At 62.4% G+C, this 15,742-nt stretch carries 18 protein-coding genes; 9 read left to right on the top strand and 9 right to left on the bottom strand.

What is annotated here, in order from left to right:
- Positions 1-19: 19 nt before the first annotated feature.
- The 4 genes from AC3WOG_RS17160 to AC3WOG_RS17145 all read right to left on the bottom strand — a co-directional run bounded on the left by AC3WOG_RS17160 (position 20) and on the right by AC3WOG_RS17145 (position 3,575).
- On the bottom strand, positions 20-1,273 hold the full coding sequence (locus AC3WOG_RS17160; RefSeq protein WP_492579087.1) for a DUF72 domain-containing protein: 1,254 nt from the start codon (positions 1,271-1,273) through the stop codon (positions 20-22).
- A gap of 84 nt (positions 1,274-1,357) precedes the next feature.
- Positions 1,358-2,572, bottom strand: a complete 1,215-nt coding sequence (locus tag AC3WOG_RS17155; protein ID WP_492579086.1) for a class I SAM-dependent methyltransferase — start codon at positions 2,570-2,572, stop codon at positions 1,358-1,360.
- 149 nt (positions 2,573-2,721) lie between these two features.
- Entirely contained in the window at positions 2,722-3,363 is a 642-nt protein-coding gene (gene pdxH, locus AC3WOG_RS17150; protein WP_492579085.1) for a pyridoxamine 5'-phosphate oxidase, read from the bottom strand.
- A 35-nt stretch (positions 3,364-3,398) separates the two neighbouring features.
- Positions 3,399-3,575, bottom strand: a complete 177-nt coding sequence (locus AC3WOG_RS17145) for a hypothetical protein (RefSeq protein WP_492579084.1) — start codon at positions 3,573-3,575, stop codon at positions 3,399-3,401.
- Here AC3WOG_RS17145 and tcdA point away from each other — a divergent pair.
- Positions 3,574-4,428 (top strand): tRNA cyclic N6-threonylcarbamoyladenosine(37) synthase TcdA, encoded by an 855-nt coding sequence (gene tcdA, locus AC3WOG_RS17140; protein ID WP_492579083.1) that lies wholly within the window; start codon positions 3,574-3,576, stop codon positions 4,426-4,428. The genes AC3WOG_RS17145 and tcdA overlap by 2 nt on opposite strands.
- Before the next feature lie 99 nt (positions 4,429-4,527).
- Here the strand turns inward: tcdA and trxA are convergent, their stop codons facing one another.
- Together trxA and AC3WOG_RS17130 are read right to left on the bottom strand one after the other, a co-directional pair.
- The gene (gene trxA, locus AC3WOG_RS17135; RefSeq protein WP_492579082.1) at positions 4,528-5,376 is read right to left on the bottom strand and encodes a thioredoxin; all 849 of its coding nucleotides are present in this window, start codon (positions 5,374-5,376) and stop codon (positions 4,528-4,530) included.
- A 72-nt stretch (positions 5,377-5,448) separates the two neighbouring features.
- Positions 5,449-6,324, bottom strand: a complete 876-nt coding sequence (locus AC3WOG_RS17130) for a pirin family protein (protein WP_492579081.1) — start codon at positions 6,322-6,324, stop codon at positions 5,449-5,451.
- 187 nt (positions 6,325-6,511) lie between these two features.
- On the opposite strand from AC3WOG_RS17130, the gene AC3WOG_RS17125 reads away from it, so the two are divergent.
- Positions 6,512-7,393 carry an EamA family transporter gene (locus tag AC3WOG_RS17125; protein WP_492579080.1) on the top strand — a complete coding sequence of 294 codons (882 nt, stop codon included), beginning with the start codon at positions 6,512-6,514 and terminating at the stop codon, positions 7,391-7,393.
- A gap of 90 nt (positions 7,394-7,483) precedes the next feature.
- On the opposite strand, the gene AC3WOG_RS17120 is transcribed toward AC3WOG_RS17125, so the two are convergent.
- Both AC3WOG_RS17120 and tsaE read right to left on the bottom strand, forming a co-directional pair.
- Positions 7,484-9,058, bottom strand: coding sequence for an N-acetylmuramoyl-L-alanine amidase (locus tag AC3WOG_RS17120; RefSeq protein ID WP_492579079.1), 1,575 nt, complete (start codon positions 9,056-9,058; stop codon positions 7,484-7,486).
- Positions 9,040-9,621, bottom strand: a complete 582-nt coding sequence (gene tsaE / locus AC3WOG_RS17115) for a tRNA (adenosine(37)-N6)-threonylcarbamoyltransferase complex ATPase subunit type 1 TsaE (protein WP_492579078.1) — start codon at positions 9,619-9,621, stop codon at positions 9,040-9,042. Before tsaE ends, AC3WOG_RS17120 begins: the two co-directional genes overlap by 19 nt.
- A 17-nt stretch (positions 9,622-9,638) precedes the next feature.
- On the opposite strand from tsaE, the gene queG reads away from it, so the two are divergent.
- From queG to plsY, 7 genes are all read left to right on the top strand, one after another.
- Complete coding sequence (gene queG, locus AC3WOG_RS17110; protein ID WP_492579077.1) at positions 9,639-10,880, top strand: tRNA epoxyqueuosine(34) reductase QueG; 1,242 nt, start codon at positions 9,639-9,641, stop codon at positions 10,878-10,880.
- A gap of 108 nt (positions 10,881-10,988) precedes the next feature.
- Positions 10,989-11,459, top strand: coding sequence for a methylated-DNA--[protein]-cysteine S-methyltransferase (locus tag AC3WOG_RS17105; RefSeq protein WP_492579076.1), 471 nt, complete (start codon positions 10,989-10,991; stop codon positions 11,457-11,459).
- Positions 11,456-12,391, top strand: a complete 936-nt coding sequence (xerD, locus tag AC3WOG_RS17100; protein WP_492579075.1) for a site-specific tyrosine recombinase XerD — start codon at positions 11,456-11,458, stop codon at positions 12,389-12,391. Before AC3WOG_RS17105 ends, xerD begins: the two co-directional genes overlap by 4 nt.
- 329 nt (positions 12,392-12,720) lie before the next feature.
- Positions 12,721-12,990: an RNase A-like domain-containing protein gene (locus AC3WOG_RS17095; RefSeq protein ID WP_492579074.1), complete on the top strand. Its 270-nt coding sequence runs from the start codon at positions 12,721-12,723 to the stop codon at positions 12,988-12,990.
- Positions 12,991-13,040: 50 nt separating this feature from the next.
- Positions 13,041-13,334, top strand: a complete 294-nt coding sequence (locus tag AC3WOG_RS17090) for a contact-dependent growth inhibition system immunity protein (protein WP_492579073.1) — start codon at positions 13,041-13,043, stop codon at positions 13,332-13,334.
- 219 nt (positions 13,335-13,553) lie between these two features.
- The gene (gene ybaK / locus AC3WOG_RS17085; RefSeq protein WP_492579072.1) at positions 13,554-14,045 is read left to right on the top strand and encodes a Cys-tRNA(Pro) deacylase; all 492 of its coding nucleotides are present in this window, start codon (positions 13,554-13,556) and stop codon (positions 14,043-14,045) included.
- 301 nt (positions 14,046-14,346) lie between these two features.
- Positions 14,347-14,982 (top strand): glycerol-3-phosphate 1-O-acyltransferase PlsY, encoded by a 636-nt coding sequence (gene plsY / locus AC3WOG_RS17080; protein WP_492579071.1) that lies wholly within the window; start codon positions 14,347-14,349, stop codon positions 14,980-14,982.
- A 196-nt stretch (positions 14,983-15,178) separates the two neighbouring features.
- Here plsY and AC3WOG_RS17075 read toward each other — a convergent pair whose 3' ends face one another.
- Positions 15,179-15,664: a YajQ family cyclic di-GMP-binding protein gene (locus AC3WOG_RS17075; RefSeq protein ID WP_492579070.1), complete on the bottom strand. Its 486-nt coding sequence runs from the start codon at positions 15,662-15,664 to the stop codon at positions 15,179-15,181.
- Positions 15,665-15,742: the final 78 nt, after the last annotated feature.

Here is a 15,742-nt window from a genome sequence, read left to right as displayed (position 1 = left end):
CACGCGGGCAGGGTGTTGCTTAGCCGTGCTCGCCTTGCTCGCCGGGCTGGCCGCCTTCGCCTTGGTCGCGCTCGTCCGGTTGCTGATCAAGTTCACGCTCGTGCTCGTGAGCAAGGCGCGCGTACGCTTCGATGATCGCGCGCGCAAGTTCCACGCAGCTTAACGGCGCCGAACCCTCCGCCTTGTTGTTGACCGCGATCACCACCGGCTGGCCGGCCAGTGCGTAGCGCGCGGCCAGTTCGGCGAGCGCGGCGCGGGTGGTCGGGTCCTGGTCGACGAGCTGGTTGAACGGCTCGTACTTGGCCTTTGCCTGCTCGTATTTGAAGCCGCCGTGCAGACTCCAGCGCACGATCAGCGGCCCGGCCGGCTCGCCGTCGAGCAGTGCGAGTGCTGCCGCCTGGCGCAGCGGGTCCGGCATCCGCGCATGAATCCCCACGCAATACCGTACGCCTGCCGTTTTCAGCGTGCGGATGAAGCGCGGCGTCAGCAAGCTCGCGTCGCGGATTTCGATGGCGTAGCAGGTGCCCTCGGGCAGTGTCGGCAACGCCGTCAGGAACTCGGCCAGGCGTTCGATGAACACCGCCGGCTGCGCGAGCATCTGATCCGGCAGCGGCGAGAGCTGGAACACCAGCGCGCCGGCCTTCGCGCCGAGGCCTTCGAGGCAAGGCGCCACGAACTCGTCGATCGCCATTTGCGCATTCAGAAAGCACGGATTCAGCGAGACCGGCTCGCCGCGTTCGGCGCGCACGGTGGCGTCGGTGATCGTCATCGGCGCTTTGACGATGAAGCGGAAGTGCTCGGGCACTTGCTGCGCATAGCGCAAGTATTCGGTGATGGTGAGCGCCTGATAAAACGACCGGTCGATGCTGACGGTGCGTAGCAGCGGATGCGCGCCGTAGGCGGTGAGGCCGTCGCGCGAGAGTTTGCTGTTGCTGTATTCGTCGCCGTAGACGATGCCGTTCCAGCCTGGAAACGACCATGTCGATGTGCCGAGATGGATCTGCGGCGGCAGTTCGGCGGCAAGGGCGAGCAGTTCTGAGGAGGGCGGGGCGGCCACGACGTCGCGGGCGCGGCGTTTTCTCGGGGCGTCGGCAGGGGCTGGTGTGGCAGTGGCGGTTTCAGCGGAAGGGGACTCCGGCTTGCCGCCCGCAGCTGGTTCCACTGGTGCCGCAGGTAGCGCCACCGGCATCCCGAACAGATCGAACTGCACGGCTTCCTCGCCGTGCCCGGCGTTCAATGCTTGTTCAACTTCGCTCGTCCCGCTCTGGTCCATCGGTGTTCGACCTGCTGTTTAAAGTTTGTGCCGCGGCGGCCGTTCATGGTCCTGGACCCGGCACGTCGCCGCGGCGCAACCGTATCACAGCTGTTTGTCATACATATAGCGGCGCGACCACGGCAAGGTTGTCGCGCTGCGGCCGGCTTTGCGGCACACCACCTGGTAGATCGAGACGTCGTCGTTTTCGAACGCGTATGCGCAGCCGGCGAGATACACGCGCCAGATGCGGAATTTTTCGTCGTCGACCAGCTTGCGGGCTTCTTCCGCATGCGTTTCGAAGTTTTCCGCCCAGATGTTCAACGTGTGCGCATAGTGACGGCGCAGGCTTTCGACGTCAACCGCTTCGAGGCCGCCGCGCTGCATCGCTTCGAGCGCGAGGCTGATATGCGGCAGCTCGCCGTCCGGGAACACGTAGCGGTCGATGAATTCGCCGCCGCCGAGCGCGGTTTCGCCGCTTTCCGCATCGCTCGACGTGATGCCGTGATTCATCGCGATGCCGTCGTCCACCAGCAGATCGCGGATCTTCTCGAAGTAGCCCGGCAGGTTTTTGCGGCCGACGTGCTCGAACATTCCGACGCTGGTGATGCGGTCGAATTGCCCTTCGACGTCGCGATAATCCTGCAGACGAATCTCGATCCTGTCTTCGAGGTCCGCGGCTTTCACGCGCGCAGTGGCGAGGTCGAACTGGTTCTGCGACAGCGTCACGCCGACGCACTTCGCGCCGAACTTCGTTGCCGCGCGCAGCACGAGCGCGCCCCAGCCGCAGCCGATATCGAGCAGGCGCTGTCCGGGCTGCAACTGGATCTTGGTGAGGATGTGGTCGATTTTCTTGATCTGCGCGGTGGCGAGATCTTCGTCGCCGTTCTCGAAGTACGCACACGAGTACACCATGTTCTCGTCGAGCCACAGCTTGTAGAACTCGTTCGAGACGTCGTAGTGATACTGGATCGCCTTCTTATCCGACGACTTCGAGTGATTGAAGTAGCGCCGCACGCGCGCCAGCTTGCTTGCGCTGGTGACCGTGTTGCGTGCGAGCTGATAGCTGATGTTGATGATGTCCGACAGCTTGCCTTCGATGTCGATCTTGCCCTTCACGTACGCCTCGCCCAGATTGTCGAGGCTCGGTTCGAGCAGGTAAGGCAGCGCTGTAGCGCTCTTCACGTGCAGCGTGACCTGAGGCGCGGCAAACTGCCCGAAGTCATGTTGCTGGCCGTCCCACAGCACAAGGCGCGCCGGCAGGTTCGCCCTGGTTTTGACGTCTTCCACCCACTGCGCCAGCTTTTTCTCCCAGAACATGCGATTTCTCCGTGTCCGTTGAATTAAAGCAAAGCCTGTGTGGACCGCCGCTCACCGCAGCGTGACTCCTATGCCGTGAGGTGGCGCAATCCGCGCCTTCGAGCACGCGGCTTCGGTGGCGGCGTGCGCGAAGACATTTATGTTCAGATTCAAGGCGATAGGCGTGCGATGTGCCAGTCGCTGCTTTCGCTTGAACGCGTATAGAGCAGGCGGTCGTGCAAACGCGACGGACGGCCTTGCCAGAATTCGATCGCTTCGGGTACCAAACGATAGCCGCCCCAATGCGGCGGGCGCGGCGGTTGGTCGCCGTATTGCAGGCTGATTTCGCGTTCGCGTGTTTCGAGTTGCGAGCGGCTTTCAATTACCTGACTTTGATTCGAGGCCCACGCACCGATGCGTGAGCCGAGCGGGCGCGACGCGAAGTACGCGTCGCTTTCTTCCGTGCTGGTCTTGACGACGCGGCCCTCGATCCGCACCTGGCGTTCGAGTTCGATCCAGTAGAACAGCAGGCTCGCGTACGGATTGGCGGCGAGTTCGCGGCCTTTGCGGCTTTCATAGTTGGTGAAGAACACAAAGCCGCGCTCGTCGACGCCCTTGATCAGGACGATGCGTGCCGACGGCCGGCCACGCGAGTCGACCGTGGCCAGGGTCATCGTATTCGGCTCGGGGAGCTGGGCTTCGACCGCTTGCGCAAACCACGCGTCGAATTGACGGAATGGATTGCGGTCGATATCGGCAATGTCCAACGACCCAAGCGAATAATTTTTTCGAAGTTCGGCGAGTGTGGTCATGTTCTTATGCGAACGCTACAGTCCACCCAGTATAGCTAAGGAGCGAATTTTTTGCGCGCGACCTGGTCAAGGCGGCGCGCCGCTCGTTCATGCATGCCGCCATGCATATTGATGCGATCAGGCAAAATACGGGCTGCGAGCGCCCGAGCGCGCCCACCTTCCGCGCTTTCTGCACCTTCTGTTTTGCCTGCTTTCAACGAGCCTGCCACCATGTCCAGCACCACCGCGCAATCTGATCTTACTACCAGCCTCAACGGGCGTGAAACCGCCGATCGCGCGCGGCGCTTCGGCGGCATCGCCCGGCTGTACGGCGCGCCGGCGCTCGCTGCGTTCGAGCAGGCACATGTTGCGGTGATCGGCATCGGCGGGGTCGGCTCGTGGGTGGCTGAGGCCCTGGCGCGCAGTGCGGTCGGCACGTTGACGCTGATCGATCTCGACAATGTCGCCGAGAGCAACACTAACCGCCAGATCCACGCGCTCGACGGCAACTACGGAAAACCGAAGGTCGAAGCGATGGCTGAACGCATCGCGGCGATCAATCCGTTTTGCGACGTGCGGCTAGTTGAAGACTTCGTCGAACCGGATAATTTCGCGTCGACGCTTGGCGGCGGCTTCGATTACGTGATCGATGCGATCGACAGCGTGCGCACGAAAACCGCGTTGATCGCGTGGTGCGTCGAGAAGACGCAGCCGTTGATTACGGTGGGCGGCGCGGGTGGCCAGCTGGACCCTACGCGCATTCGTATCGACGATCTCGCATTGACGATTCAGGACCCGTTGCTGTCGAAAGTGCGCGGACAGTTGCGCAAACAGCACGGCTTTCCGCGTGGTCCGAAAGCGAAGTTCAAGGTGAGCGCGGTGTATTCGGACGAGCCGTTGATCTATCCGGAAGCAGCCGTCTGCGATATCGACGAGGAAGCCGAGCACGTGATCACTTCACCGGGTCATACGGGGCCGGTCGGTCTGAACTGTGCGGGGTTTGGTTCGAGCGTATGTGTGACCGCGAGCTTCGGTTTTGCGGCGGCCGCGCATGTGTTGCGGGCGTTGGCGAAGCAGGCGGGTTGAAGCAGGCAGTTTGAAGCGGATTAGGGCGGCGGTTTAAGCGGCAGCAGGTTCAGGCGCGGCGCATCGGCCACACGGGCCGCACCTGAACACGGTGCAAAATTAAAACAGCCACGCGCTTAGCTTGCGCCGCCACTGCGACACCAGCTCCGGCTGGTGCGCGGCGAGATCGAACACCGACAGCATTGTCTTACGGCCGATGTCGTCGCGGAACGTGCGGTCGCGTTGCACGATCGCCAGCAGATGCTCGAGTGCGCCCGCGTAATTGCGGCGGGCGATCAGCGCGCTAGCCAGGTCGAAGCGTGCTTCGAGATCGGCTGGGTCCGCTGCCACACGGGCTTCGAGTGCGTCGGTGGGCGGCAGATCCGAGGCGGCATCCACGGCGTCGAGGCGGGTCTTGATCGCGTTAAAGCGCGCGTCGATGCCTTGCGTGATTTTCGGCGACAGCAAATCGACTTCACTGCGGGCTTCGTCGACCCGGTTGTCTTCCAGCAGCAGTTCGATCAGGTCCATGCGCGCTTCGTCGAAGCCTGGGTCGTAGGCGAGCGCGGCTTGCAGCGCTTCGTACGCGTCTTCGCGACGACCTTCGGCGAGTGCGGCCTGCGCTTCCATGCGCGCCCCATCCGCACCTTGCGGCACGAGGCGGTCGAGAAACTCGCGCAGCTGACCTTCCGGCAGCACGCCGACGAACTGATCGACCGGCCGGCCATCGGCAAACGCCATCACGTGCGGAATGCTGCGCACCTGAAAGTGGGCCGCCAGTTCCTGATTCTCGTCGACGTTCACTTTCACCAGCTTCCATTTGCCGGCAGCTTCGGCTTCGAGCTTTTCCAGCATCGGGCCGAGCGTCTTGCAAGGGCCGCACCACGGCGCCCAGAAATCGACCAGCACGGGGGCCAGCGTCGACGCGGTAATGACGTCTTGTTCGAAAGTGGCCAGAGTGGTGTCCATTGCGTCCTCGTCGATAAAACGGATTGTTGAACTAGATGGGGCCGACGACGGGAATTTCAATGCGCGTTGCGCTCATTTGCGCACCGGCAAAGGAATCCACTCAGTTTCGCCCGGCACCTCGCCCATTTCCTGATTCGTCCAGGCGGTCTTGGCGGCCTCGATCTTTTCCCGCGAACTGGCGACGAAATTCCACTCGATAAAGCGCTCGCCGTCGAGTTTCTCGCCGCCGAGCAGCATGACGCGCGCGCCGTGGGTGCTGGCGAGCGTGACAGTTTCGTCGAGCGCCAGCACGGCCATCTGGCCGACTTCGAGCGGCGTGCCGTCGATCTCCAGATCGCCGTCCACCAGGTAGACGCCGCGTTCCTCGTGTTCCGGCTCGAGCGCGAAGGCGCCGCCCGGCGCGAACTGCGCGGCGACATAGAGCGTGCCGGAAAATGTCGCGACCGGCGAGGTTTCGCCGAACGCCGTGCCGGCGATCACGCGCAGCGTGACGCCGTTGCGCTCGACTACCGGCAGCGTATCCGCCGCGTGATGGGCGAAGGACGGTTCAGTGTCTTCGTCGGCGAGCGGCAGCGCGACCCACGTCTGGATGCCGTGCATCGTCAGACCGCTCGCGCGGTCTTCGGCCGGCGTGCGCTCGGAATGGACGATGCCGCGGCCGGCGGTCATCCAGTTGACGTCGCCGGGGACGATCTTCTGCTCCGAGCCGAGGCTGTCACGATGCATGATCGCGCCTTCGAACAGATACGTGACCGTCGCGAGGCCGATGTGCGGGTGCGGCCGCACGTCGAGGCCGATACCGGGTTCGAGCGTGGCGGGGCCCATGTGGTCGAAGAAGATGAACGGGCCAATCAGGCGCGCCGCCATCGCCGGCAACACGCGGCGCACGGTGAGATTGCCAACGTCGCGCAGATGCGGCTTGAGGACTGCTTTGATCGAGGAGGTCATGGACAGGCTCGGCTGGGAATGATGGCTTGGGGTTTTGCTCAATGAACGATTCTACTGCGGTGCGCCAAATGCTGACGGTTGGCGACGATCCGGCGGCCCGGCGTTCCGGGAATCCGTAATGCGCGCGATCGCTCGACGCTTCTGGCTCCGCTAAACTGCCGGATTCAACAGTCAAATGGAGACTGGGATGTCGCCCAGGGATCTACTGCTCGCGCTGGTCGTCGTCGTCGCATGGGGCGTCAATTTCGTCGTGGTCAAGGTGGGTCTGCATGGCGTGCCGCCCATGCTGCTAGGCGCGCTGCGCTTTACGCTCGCCGCGGTGCCGGCGGTGTTTTTCGTCAAGCGGCCGCAGATGCCGTGGCGCTGGCTGCTCGCGTACGGCGTGACCATCTCGTTCGGCCAGTTCGCTTTTCTGTTCTCGGCGATGTACGTCGGTATGCCGGCCGGGCTTGCTTCGCTCGTATTGCAGGCGCAGGCGTTTTTCACGCTGATTTTCGCGGCGCTGTTCCTGCACGAGCGCTTTCGCGTACCGAACATCGTCGGTTTGCTGATCGCGGCCGGCGGTCTTGCGGTGATCGGCCTGCAAGGCGGCCATGCGATGACGCTCGCCGGCTTCGTCCTCACGCTGTGCGCCGCGTGCTCATGGGCGCTCGGCAACACCGTCACCAAGAAGGTCGGCAAGGTCGATCTGGTCGGGCTGGTGGTGTGGGGCAGTCTGATTCCGCCGTTGCCGTTTTTCGCGCTGTCGTATGCATTCGAGGGGCCGCAGCGCATCGTCGCAGCGTTGTCCGGCATTGGCGCGATGTCGATCTTCGCGGTGGTGTACCTCGCGTTCGTGGCGACGCTGCTCGGCTACGGCCTGTGGAGCAGGCTGATGTCGCGCTATCCGGCGAGCCAGGTCGCACCGTTTTCGCTTCTGGTGCCGATCGTCGGGCTGGCGTCCGCGGCGCTGATTCTCGACGAGCAGTTGTCCGAGGCGCAGGTCGTCGGCGCGCTGCTGGTGATGGCGGGGCTGGCGGTGAACGTGTTCGGCGGCTGGGTCGTGCAGCGGTTTGCGCCGGCGCGATGATCGCCGACGCATCGGGATGTAGTAAAAAAAACGGCCGCATCGAGCGGCCGTTTTTTTATCGCGTGCATACCGTGACGTGATGCGGTGACATCAAGTCATGCGGTTTTTCGCCAACGGCGGATTCGCCGCGAAATAACGCTTGATGCCGGTCATGATCGCATCGGCCATCTTCTCGCGATAGGCGTCGTCGTTCAGGCGCCGCTCTTCGTCCGGGTTGCTGATGAAGGCGGTTTCGACGAGGATCGACGGAATGTCCGGCGCCTTCAGCACCGCAAATCCCGCCTGTTCGACCGAGCCCTTGTGCAGCTTGTTAATGCCGCCGATTTCCTTCAGCACGAAGTTGCCGTAGCGCATCGAATCGCGAATCTGCGCGGTGGTCGACATATCGAACAGCGCACGGTTGACGGTCGCATCGGCCGATTTGATGTTGATGCCGCCGATCTGATCCGACGCGTTCTCCTTGTTCGCCATCCAGCGCGCAGCCGCACTCGAGGCGCCGTGCTCGGACAACGCGAACACCGACGAACCCTTCGCATCGGGCGTGGTGAACGCATCGGCGTGAATCGACACGAACAGGTCCGCGCCGACGCGCCGCGCTTTCTGCACGCGCACGTTGAGCGGCACGAAGAAGTCGGCGTCACGCGTCATCATCGCGCGCATGTTCGGCTGTGCGTCGATCTTCGCGCGCAGCTTCTTGGCGATGTCGAGTGCGACGTGTTTCTCATACGTACCCGAGCCGCCGATCGCGCCCGGGTCCTCGCCGCCGTGACCAGGGTCGATCGCGACCGTTAGCAGACGCACGGTGTTGCTCTTGCCGGATTTGGGCGCGGTGAATGCGTAGGTATCGTCGCCGTCGCTGTCGTCGCCACCGCTGTTGCTGCTGTTGTTGCCACCTTTGTTGCGGGCGATCGCGGTGGGCGGCGTCACTGGCGCTGCCGGCTTGCCCAGGATGGGCGGAGCGGGCACCGGTGTCGGCGTAATGCGCACCGGCGGACGCGGTACGTTGGGCGCGGGCCCGCCGCTGCCGTTCTGCGCGTAGCGCTCGAAGAATGCCTCGCTGTTGTCGGCGGTCGGCGGCGTGGTGCCGGGGCCGCTCAGCGTGGCGGGCGGCGCGTTGTTTTCATTCAGGCTCTGTTCCTTGCGCTCGGTCTGCGCGAGCAGATCCATCAGCGGATCGGGCGCGACGGCGGGGTACAGGTCGAACACCAGCCGGTACTTGTACGCGCCGACCGGCGGCAACGTGAACACCTGCGGTTTCACTGAACCCTTCAGATCGAACACCATCCGCACGACGTGCGGTTGATATTGCCCGACGCGTACCGACTGAATCTGCGGATCGTTCGGCGTGATCTTCGACACCAGATCCTTGAGCGCCTGATCGAGATCGAGGCCGTTCAGATCGACCACCAGCCGGTCAGGGCCTTGCAGCAACTGCTGTGCGTTCTGCAAAGGCTGATCCGATTCGATCGTCACGCGGGTGTAATCCCGCGCCGGCCAGACGCGCACGCCGAGTACCGAACTGGCCCACGCGAGACGCGGGGCGACGAGGCCGAGCACGAGCGTGGACGCGCCCGCGCGCAGAATCTGCCGGCGCCGCCAGTTATGCGTTGCGGTGGCCGCCGATTCGATCGAGCGGAACGGTTTGATCAACATCTTTCGAGACATGCCTTTCCTGATTCGCTGTATGCCCGTGCGACGAGCACCCGGCCGTCGCCCTCGCTGTCCAGCTCGAGCGAGAAGACGAGATCCGGCACGCCCAACAGACGCCCCGCGCGCTGCGGCCATTCGACGAGGCAGATTGCGCCGCTGTCGAAGTACTCGCGAAAGCCGGCGTCGGCCCATTCGGCCGGATCGGTGAATCTATACAGATCGAAGTGATAGAGCGCGAGTTCCCCGGCGGGCCGTTCGAGCACGTAGGGTTCGACGAGTGTGTAAGTGGGACTGCGCACGCGGCCGGTGTGGCCGAGGCCGCGCAAGGTCGCGCGTACGAGCGTGGTTTTGCCGGCGCCGAGATCGCCGCTGAGTTGTACTTGCAGTCCGTGGAATGCCCCATCGCTCTTGGCGTCCCGCGTTTGCCGCGCTTTTTGCTGCATTCCGCGCACGCTTTCGATCGCCTGCGCGAAACGCGCGCCGAATGCGTTGGTGGCGGCTTCGTCCGCGAGCGCGAAAGAGCGTTCGAGCAGGACGTCGGCGGGCGGTTGGATCGCGAGATCAGTGTTGACGGGCATTCTCGTAAAATGGCGTGATGAACCGAAGTCCGGAGTCCCCTGTTTCCCGCACGCCTGCGTCCGCTGACGATGCGCGTGCCGTGCGTCATTTCGATGAAGCGGCGCTGGAAGCGCTCGCGCTGCGCATCAAAACGTGGGGCCGTGAACTGGGTTTCGGGGCGATCGGCATCAGCGATACCGACCTCTCCGCTGCCGAAGCGCCGCTTGCAGCATGGCTGGAGGCGGGGTGCCACGGCGAGATGGATTATATGGCGAAACACGGCATGAAACGCGCGCGGCCCGCCGAGCTTGTGGCCGGCACGCGACGTGTGATTACCGCCCGCATCGCCTATTTGCCCGCGCAGACGCTGGACGCAAAAGTGGACGAAAGCGCGTCGCCGGATGCCCCGCCTGCGCGGCAAGACTGGCGCGCAGCCGAGCATGCGCGGCTCGCGGACCCGTCGGCGGCGGTGGTGTCGATCTATGCGCGGGGCCGCGATTACCACAAGGTGATGCGTAACCGTTTGCAACATCTGGCCGAAAAAATTGAAGCGGAGATCGGCGCGTTTGGCTATCGCGTGTTCACCGATTCCGCGCCGGTGCTGGAAGTTGAACTGGCGCAGAAGGCGGGGATTGGCTGGCGTGGCAAACATACACTGCTGCTGCAACGCGACGCCGGTTCGCTGTTTTTCCTCGGCGAAATCTATGTCGACGTGCCGCTGCCCACCGATGCCGAGACCTCGCCTGAACAGGCGCCCGAAACCCCTGGTTCGCACTGCGGCAGTTGCACGCGCTGCATTGGCGCGTGTCCGACCGGCGCGATCGTCGCACCTTATAAAGTCGATGCACGGCTGTGCATCTCGTATCTGACGATCGAATTGAAGGGCAGTATTCCCCTGGAATTGCGGCCGCTGATCGGTAATCGTGTGTATGGCTGCGACGATTGCCAGCTCGTGTGTCCATGGAACAAGTTCGCGCAGGCCGCGCCGGTCGCCGATTTCGATGTGCGGCACGGACTCGATCGCGCGACGCTGGTCGAACTGTTCTCATGGTCCGCGGACGAGTTCGACACGCGGATGCAGGGCAGCGCGATTCGCCGCATCGGCTATGAGAGCTGGCTGCGCAATCTGGCGGTGGGGATGGGCAATGCGCTGCGCGCGTCGCCTGAGAGCTTAAGCGTTGATGCGCGCGAGGCGATTGTGGCTGCGTTGCGCTTGCGCGCCGCCGACCCTTCCGCCGTGGTGCGCGAGCATGTGGAATGGGCGTTGGAAGCGGCGTAAAGTAGCGGCATTCTGGTGGTGCGTTTTTTCTGCGTAGCGCGCCTGTACCCCCCGCAGGTACGTTACCGCGAAACCTGAAATGCGCCGCCGTTCACGGAGCAGGCAACCATGTTCAACGCAGTGATCGACGCGCCGTTCGGCAAGGTTGGCATCCGTCTCGAAGGCGGCGCCGTGCGCGAGATCGTCTATCTGCCGGAGTCGATGCAGAGCGTCGCGCCGGACACGCCGTTGGCGAAGCAAGCCGTCGAGCAGATCGAGCGTTATTTCGAGCGGGCGTCCGCGAAGTTCGAATTGCCGCTGGCGCCGGTCGGTACCGCGTTTCAGAAACGCGTCTGGCAGGCGATCAGCGACATCCCGCCAGGCGTCGTGCTGACCTATGGGCAATTGGCGAAGAAAGTGGGCAGTGCGCCGCGAGCGGTGGGGCAGGCGTGCGGCGCCAACTATTTCCCGATTGTGATTCCATGTCATCGAGTGGTGAGCTCGAGCGGCATCGGCGGCTTTGCGAATCACGCCGAAGATGGCTTCTTTCGCAACGTCAAGCGCTGGCTATTGGCGCATGAAGGCATTCCCTACGCATGAGCGACACACCGATTGACGACGCGCCCGCCGCGTCACCTCTGTTTCTGGCGAGCTCGGCGTCGATCGACGCTTTCTGCGACGCGTTGTGGCTCGAACACGGCCTGTCGCGCAACACGCTCGATGCATACCGCCGCGATCTACGGCTCTTTTGCGAGTGGCTCGCGCAAACCCGCAACACGTCGCTCGACACGGCCAGCGAAGCCGATCTGAACGCCTATAGCGCGGCGCGTCAGAAAGACAAATCGACGTCGGCGAACCGGCGGCTCTCCGTGTTTCGCCGCTACTATGGCTGGGCGGTGCGGGAGCATCGCGCGAATGTCGATCCGACGCTGCGCATCCGTTCGGCCAAACAGCCGCCGCGTTTTCCTTCGACACTCACCGAAGCACAAGTCGAAGCGCTGCTCGGCGCGCCCGATATCGACACCCCGTTAGGCCTGCGCGACCGCACGATGCTGGAATTGATGTACGCGAGCGGGTTACGCGTGACCGAACTGGTCACGTTGAAGACGGTGGAAGTAGGGCTGAACGAAGGCGTGGTGCGCGTGATGGGCAAGGGCTCGAAAGAGCGCCTGATTCCGTTTGGCGAGGAAGCGCATGGCTGGATCGAACGTTATCTGCGCGAGGCTCGGCCGGCCTTGCTGGGTGCGCGGGCAACCGATGCGCTGTTCGTGACCACCCGTGCCGAAGGCATGACGCGCCAGCAGTTCTGGAACATCATCAAGCGTCATGCTGCCGCTGGCGAAGTACATGCCCCGCTATCGCCGCACACGTTGCGACATGCATTCGCGACGCACCTGCTGAATCACGGTGCCGACTTGCGTGTGGTGCAGTTGCTGCTCGGGCATACGGATATTTCGACTACACAGATCTACACCCACGTCGCGCGGGAGCGGCTCAAGTCGCTGCACGCGGCGCATCATCCGCGCGGTTGAGCGAAGGCCGAACGACGCTCTGGCGGCCGCCGCGTTCGTCTCATATAGCGGCGGTATCCGATCCCGGCTATAGCGACCCCGTCAAACGTGAGGCGTTCATCGCATCGACGCGGTGGTTCGGGGAGCGATTACAGGCCGCCAATATCCAACGCCGATGTTTGGCTCGGACGTTGACCTGACAGCCTATGTGGGCGAACTGCGTACCCAGGCGGAAGCCGTCAAGAATGGCGACCTGTTCGGCGTCGAAACGATGCTCGCGGCCGAGGCGAACACGCTAGAGTATGTCATATTATATTTTGACTGGATTTCCAACTATTTAAGGATTTGTTGTGAAAGAAGATTCCTTGTATCCCGGGATTAATCAATTGTTTGGCGTTTGCCTGAATCAGGATTGCCATTATTGGGGAGAGGCAGTTTCCATGGTAATGCAAGCCAATGCATCAAAGATTAAAGCATGGGCTCAATCATCACCTGGTCATTTTTTAGTCATTGACAAAAATGTCGGAAGAAGTGTGGGCTATGGAATTGCTAGGGAAACAGGAAAATTAACCCCAATGAGCAATGTGAGGGTTGTATTGAAGTACCAGAGATATAATTGAATGGACTATTATGTTTTGACGTCTTATATAAATCCATGAGAATATTTAACGTGGAAGAAAATTCAGTTTATCCAAATCTTGATCTGCTTTTTGGCGGTTATTTGAATCGGGATTACGAATATATTGGGAGCACAATTCAAGAGGTTGTGCTTGTTTTTAAAAATGGAATTACCCCTGCCATGAATCAAGCCTCTCTCTTGGAAATTGATCGATTCAAGCATGATCATCCCAATGACTTAGACGAGGCATTTAAGGCTGCATACGGTTATGATTTTTCTCCCGAATTATGGGGTTACACGACCGCCTCATTTCTTGACGAGCTAAAACGATTGCTGCAACAGTAGGGATTTCCGCGATACGTTGCGGCGGGGCGGCTAGCAAGGCCGGAATGTCGATCGTGCGCGCAGGCGAGTCGAGGGCCAACGCTTTCTCCTTGAAACGGTAGCTTGCCCGGTACGTCTTGCGTCGGGCGATGCTCGAACGATCGCGCCACAGCCGCCTGAGGCGCACAATTGGCGATTCGGCAAATAGCCGTTGCACGCCGCCGCCATTACAATGCGCCGATGAGCAAATCCAGACATGTCTCCGAAACGCCCGCGACGCAGTTCCTGCGCCGTCGCGGCGTCGCGTTCGGTGAGCATCCTTACGATTATGTGGAGCATGGCGGCACCGCAGAATCGGCGCGCCAGCTTGGCGTCGACGAGCACTGGGTCGTCAAGACGCTCGTCATGGAAGACGAGCACGCGAAACCCCTGATCGTGCTGATGCACGGCGACCGCACCGTCTCCACCAAGAACCTCGCGCGGCAGATCGGCGCGAAGCGCGTCGAGCCGTGCAAGCCCGAAGTGGCGAACCGGCACTCGGGCTATCTGATTGGTGGCACGTCGCCCTTCGGCACCCGTAAGGCGATGCCCGTGTATGTCGAGTCGAGCATTCTCGAACTCGACAAGATCTGGCTGAACGGCGGCCGGCGCGGTTTTCTCGTCAGCATTGCGCCATCCGTGCTGACTGCGCTGCTGGAGGCAAAGCCGGTGCAATGCGCGAGCGTGGAGTGAGTGCCCCCAGCCTGTCGCTTCGCGCCCGGCCCCCGAGACTGCAACACAACTTGGGGTGGTCCAGCGTTTTGTTGCGAGTGCCCCCAATCTGTTGCTTCGCGCGAGGCATCCCGAAGGGGCAATCCCCGAGGGGGACTTCCTGCGGGGCGGAAAATTTTGGCGGCCCGGCGTTTTCCTGGAAGGCTGCTGAGAAAGTGCCTGGCCGCGCCGGTGCGGTTCGGTAAAATGTTCGCCGTTCCGTTCGTAACGTGCGGTGCGGGTTGCACCCGTTGCGCTTTCCGATACCTATAAGAGTCCCCAGATGGAAAACCTGCTCGTCGCCGTCGTCGCCTATCTGATCGGTTCGGTGTCGTTTGCCGTGATCGTCAGTTCTGTGATGGGGCTCGCCGACCCGCGCTCGTACGGCTCGAAAAATCCCGGCGCCACCAACGTGTTGAGGAGCGGCAACAAGACGGCCGCGATCCTGACGCTGATCGGCGATGCGTTCAAGGGCTGGCTCGCGGTCTGGCTCGTGAGCCATTTCGGCGCCCGTTACGGGCTTGACGATACGGCGATTGCGCTGGCCGCGATCGCCGTGTTTCTAGGCCACCTGTACCCGGTGTTCTTCCGCTTCAAGGGCGGCAAGGGTGTCGCGACTGCGGCGGGCGTGCTGCTTGCGATCAACCCCGTGCTAGGTCTCGCGACCCTGCTGACGTGGCTGATCATTGCGTTCTTCTTCCGTTATTCTTCGCTGGCGGCGCTGGTGGCCGCGGTGTTTGCGCCGCTCTTCGACGGCTTCCTGTTTGGCGCGAACATCATCGCGCTGGCAATTGTCGCGATGAGTTCGCTCCTGATCTGGCGCCATCGCGGCAATATCGCGAAGCTGCTGGCGGGGCAGGAAAGCCGCATCGGCGACAAGAAGAAGGCGCAAGCGCAGCCTGCTGCCAAACGGCATTGAATGGAATGCACGGCGTTGGCTGGCGGCAAGCGGCGGCTAGGTGGCGCCGCTGTGTGGCGATCCTCTTAAGGGCGCTGCCTAAGTCGTGCCGAAGGGGTGGCTAAGGAGCCAGGGAGCTAAGGAACTAATGGGGCGGCGCCTCACGGTGCCGCTTAACGGGCCCGCCCACGCCTGACGGGCCGCCGGCCTGAGCGCCTTAATCGCGGAAGTTGTTGAAGTCGAGCGGCGTGTCCGTCACATCTTTGCGCAGCAACGCAATTACGCTCTGCAGGTCGTCACGTTTGGTGCCCGAGACGCGCACCGCGTCGCCCTGAATGCTCGCCTGGACCTTGATCTTGCTGTCCTTCACGAGGCGCACGATTTTCTTCGACAGATCGCCGGACACGCCTTTCTTGATCTTGATGACCTGCTTGACCTTGTCGCCGCCGATCTTCTCGATCTTGCCGTAGTCGAGGAAGCGCACGTCCACGTTGCGCTTGGCCATTTTCGACAACAGCACGTCTTTCACCTGACCGAGTTTGAAGTCGTCGTCCGCGTAGGCCGTGATTTCGTTTTCCTTGTGCTCGACGCGCGCGTCCGACCCTTTGAAGTCGAAGCGGGTTGAAATTTCCTTGTTGGACTGCTCGATCGCGTTCTTGACTTCGATCATGTTCGCTTCGCAGACGACGTCGAACGATGGCATTGCTTTCTCCCAATAGTGCTGCGGTGCGTGACGCGGCCGGTCGGTCGCTCACGAGGCACTCGCTATAATCACGGACCG

The organism is Paraburkholderia sp. FW306-02-B, assembly GCF_058782725.1.
This window is presented reverse-complemented; position numbering and strand designations above follow the sequence as displayed.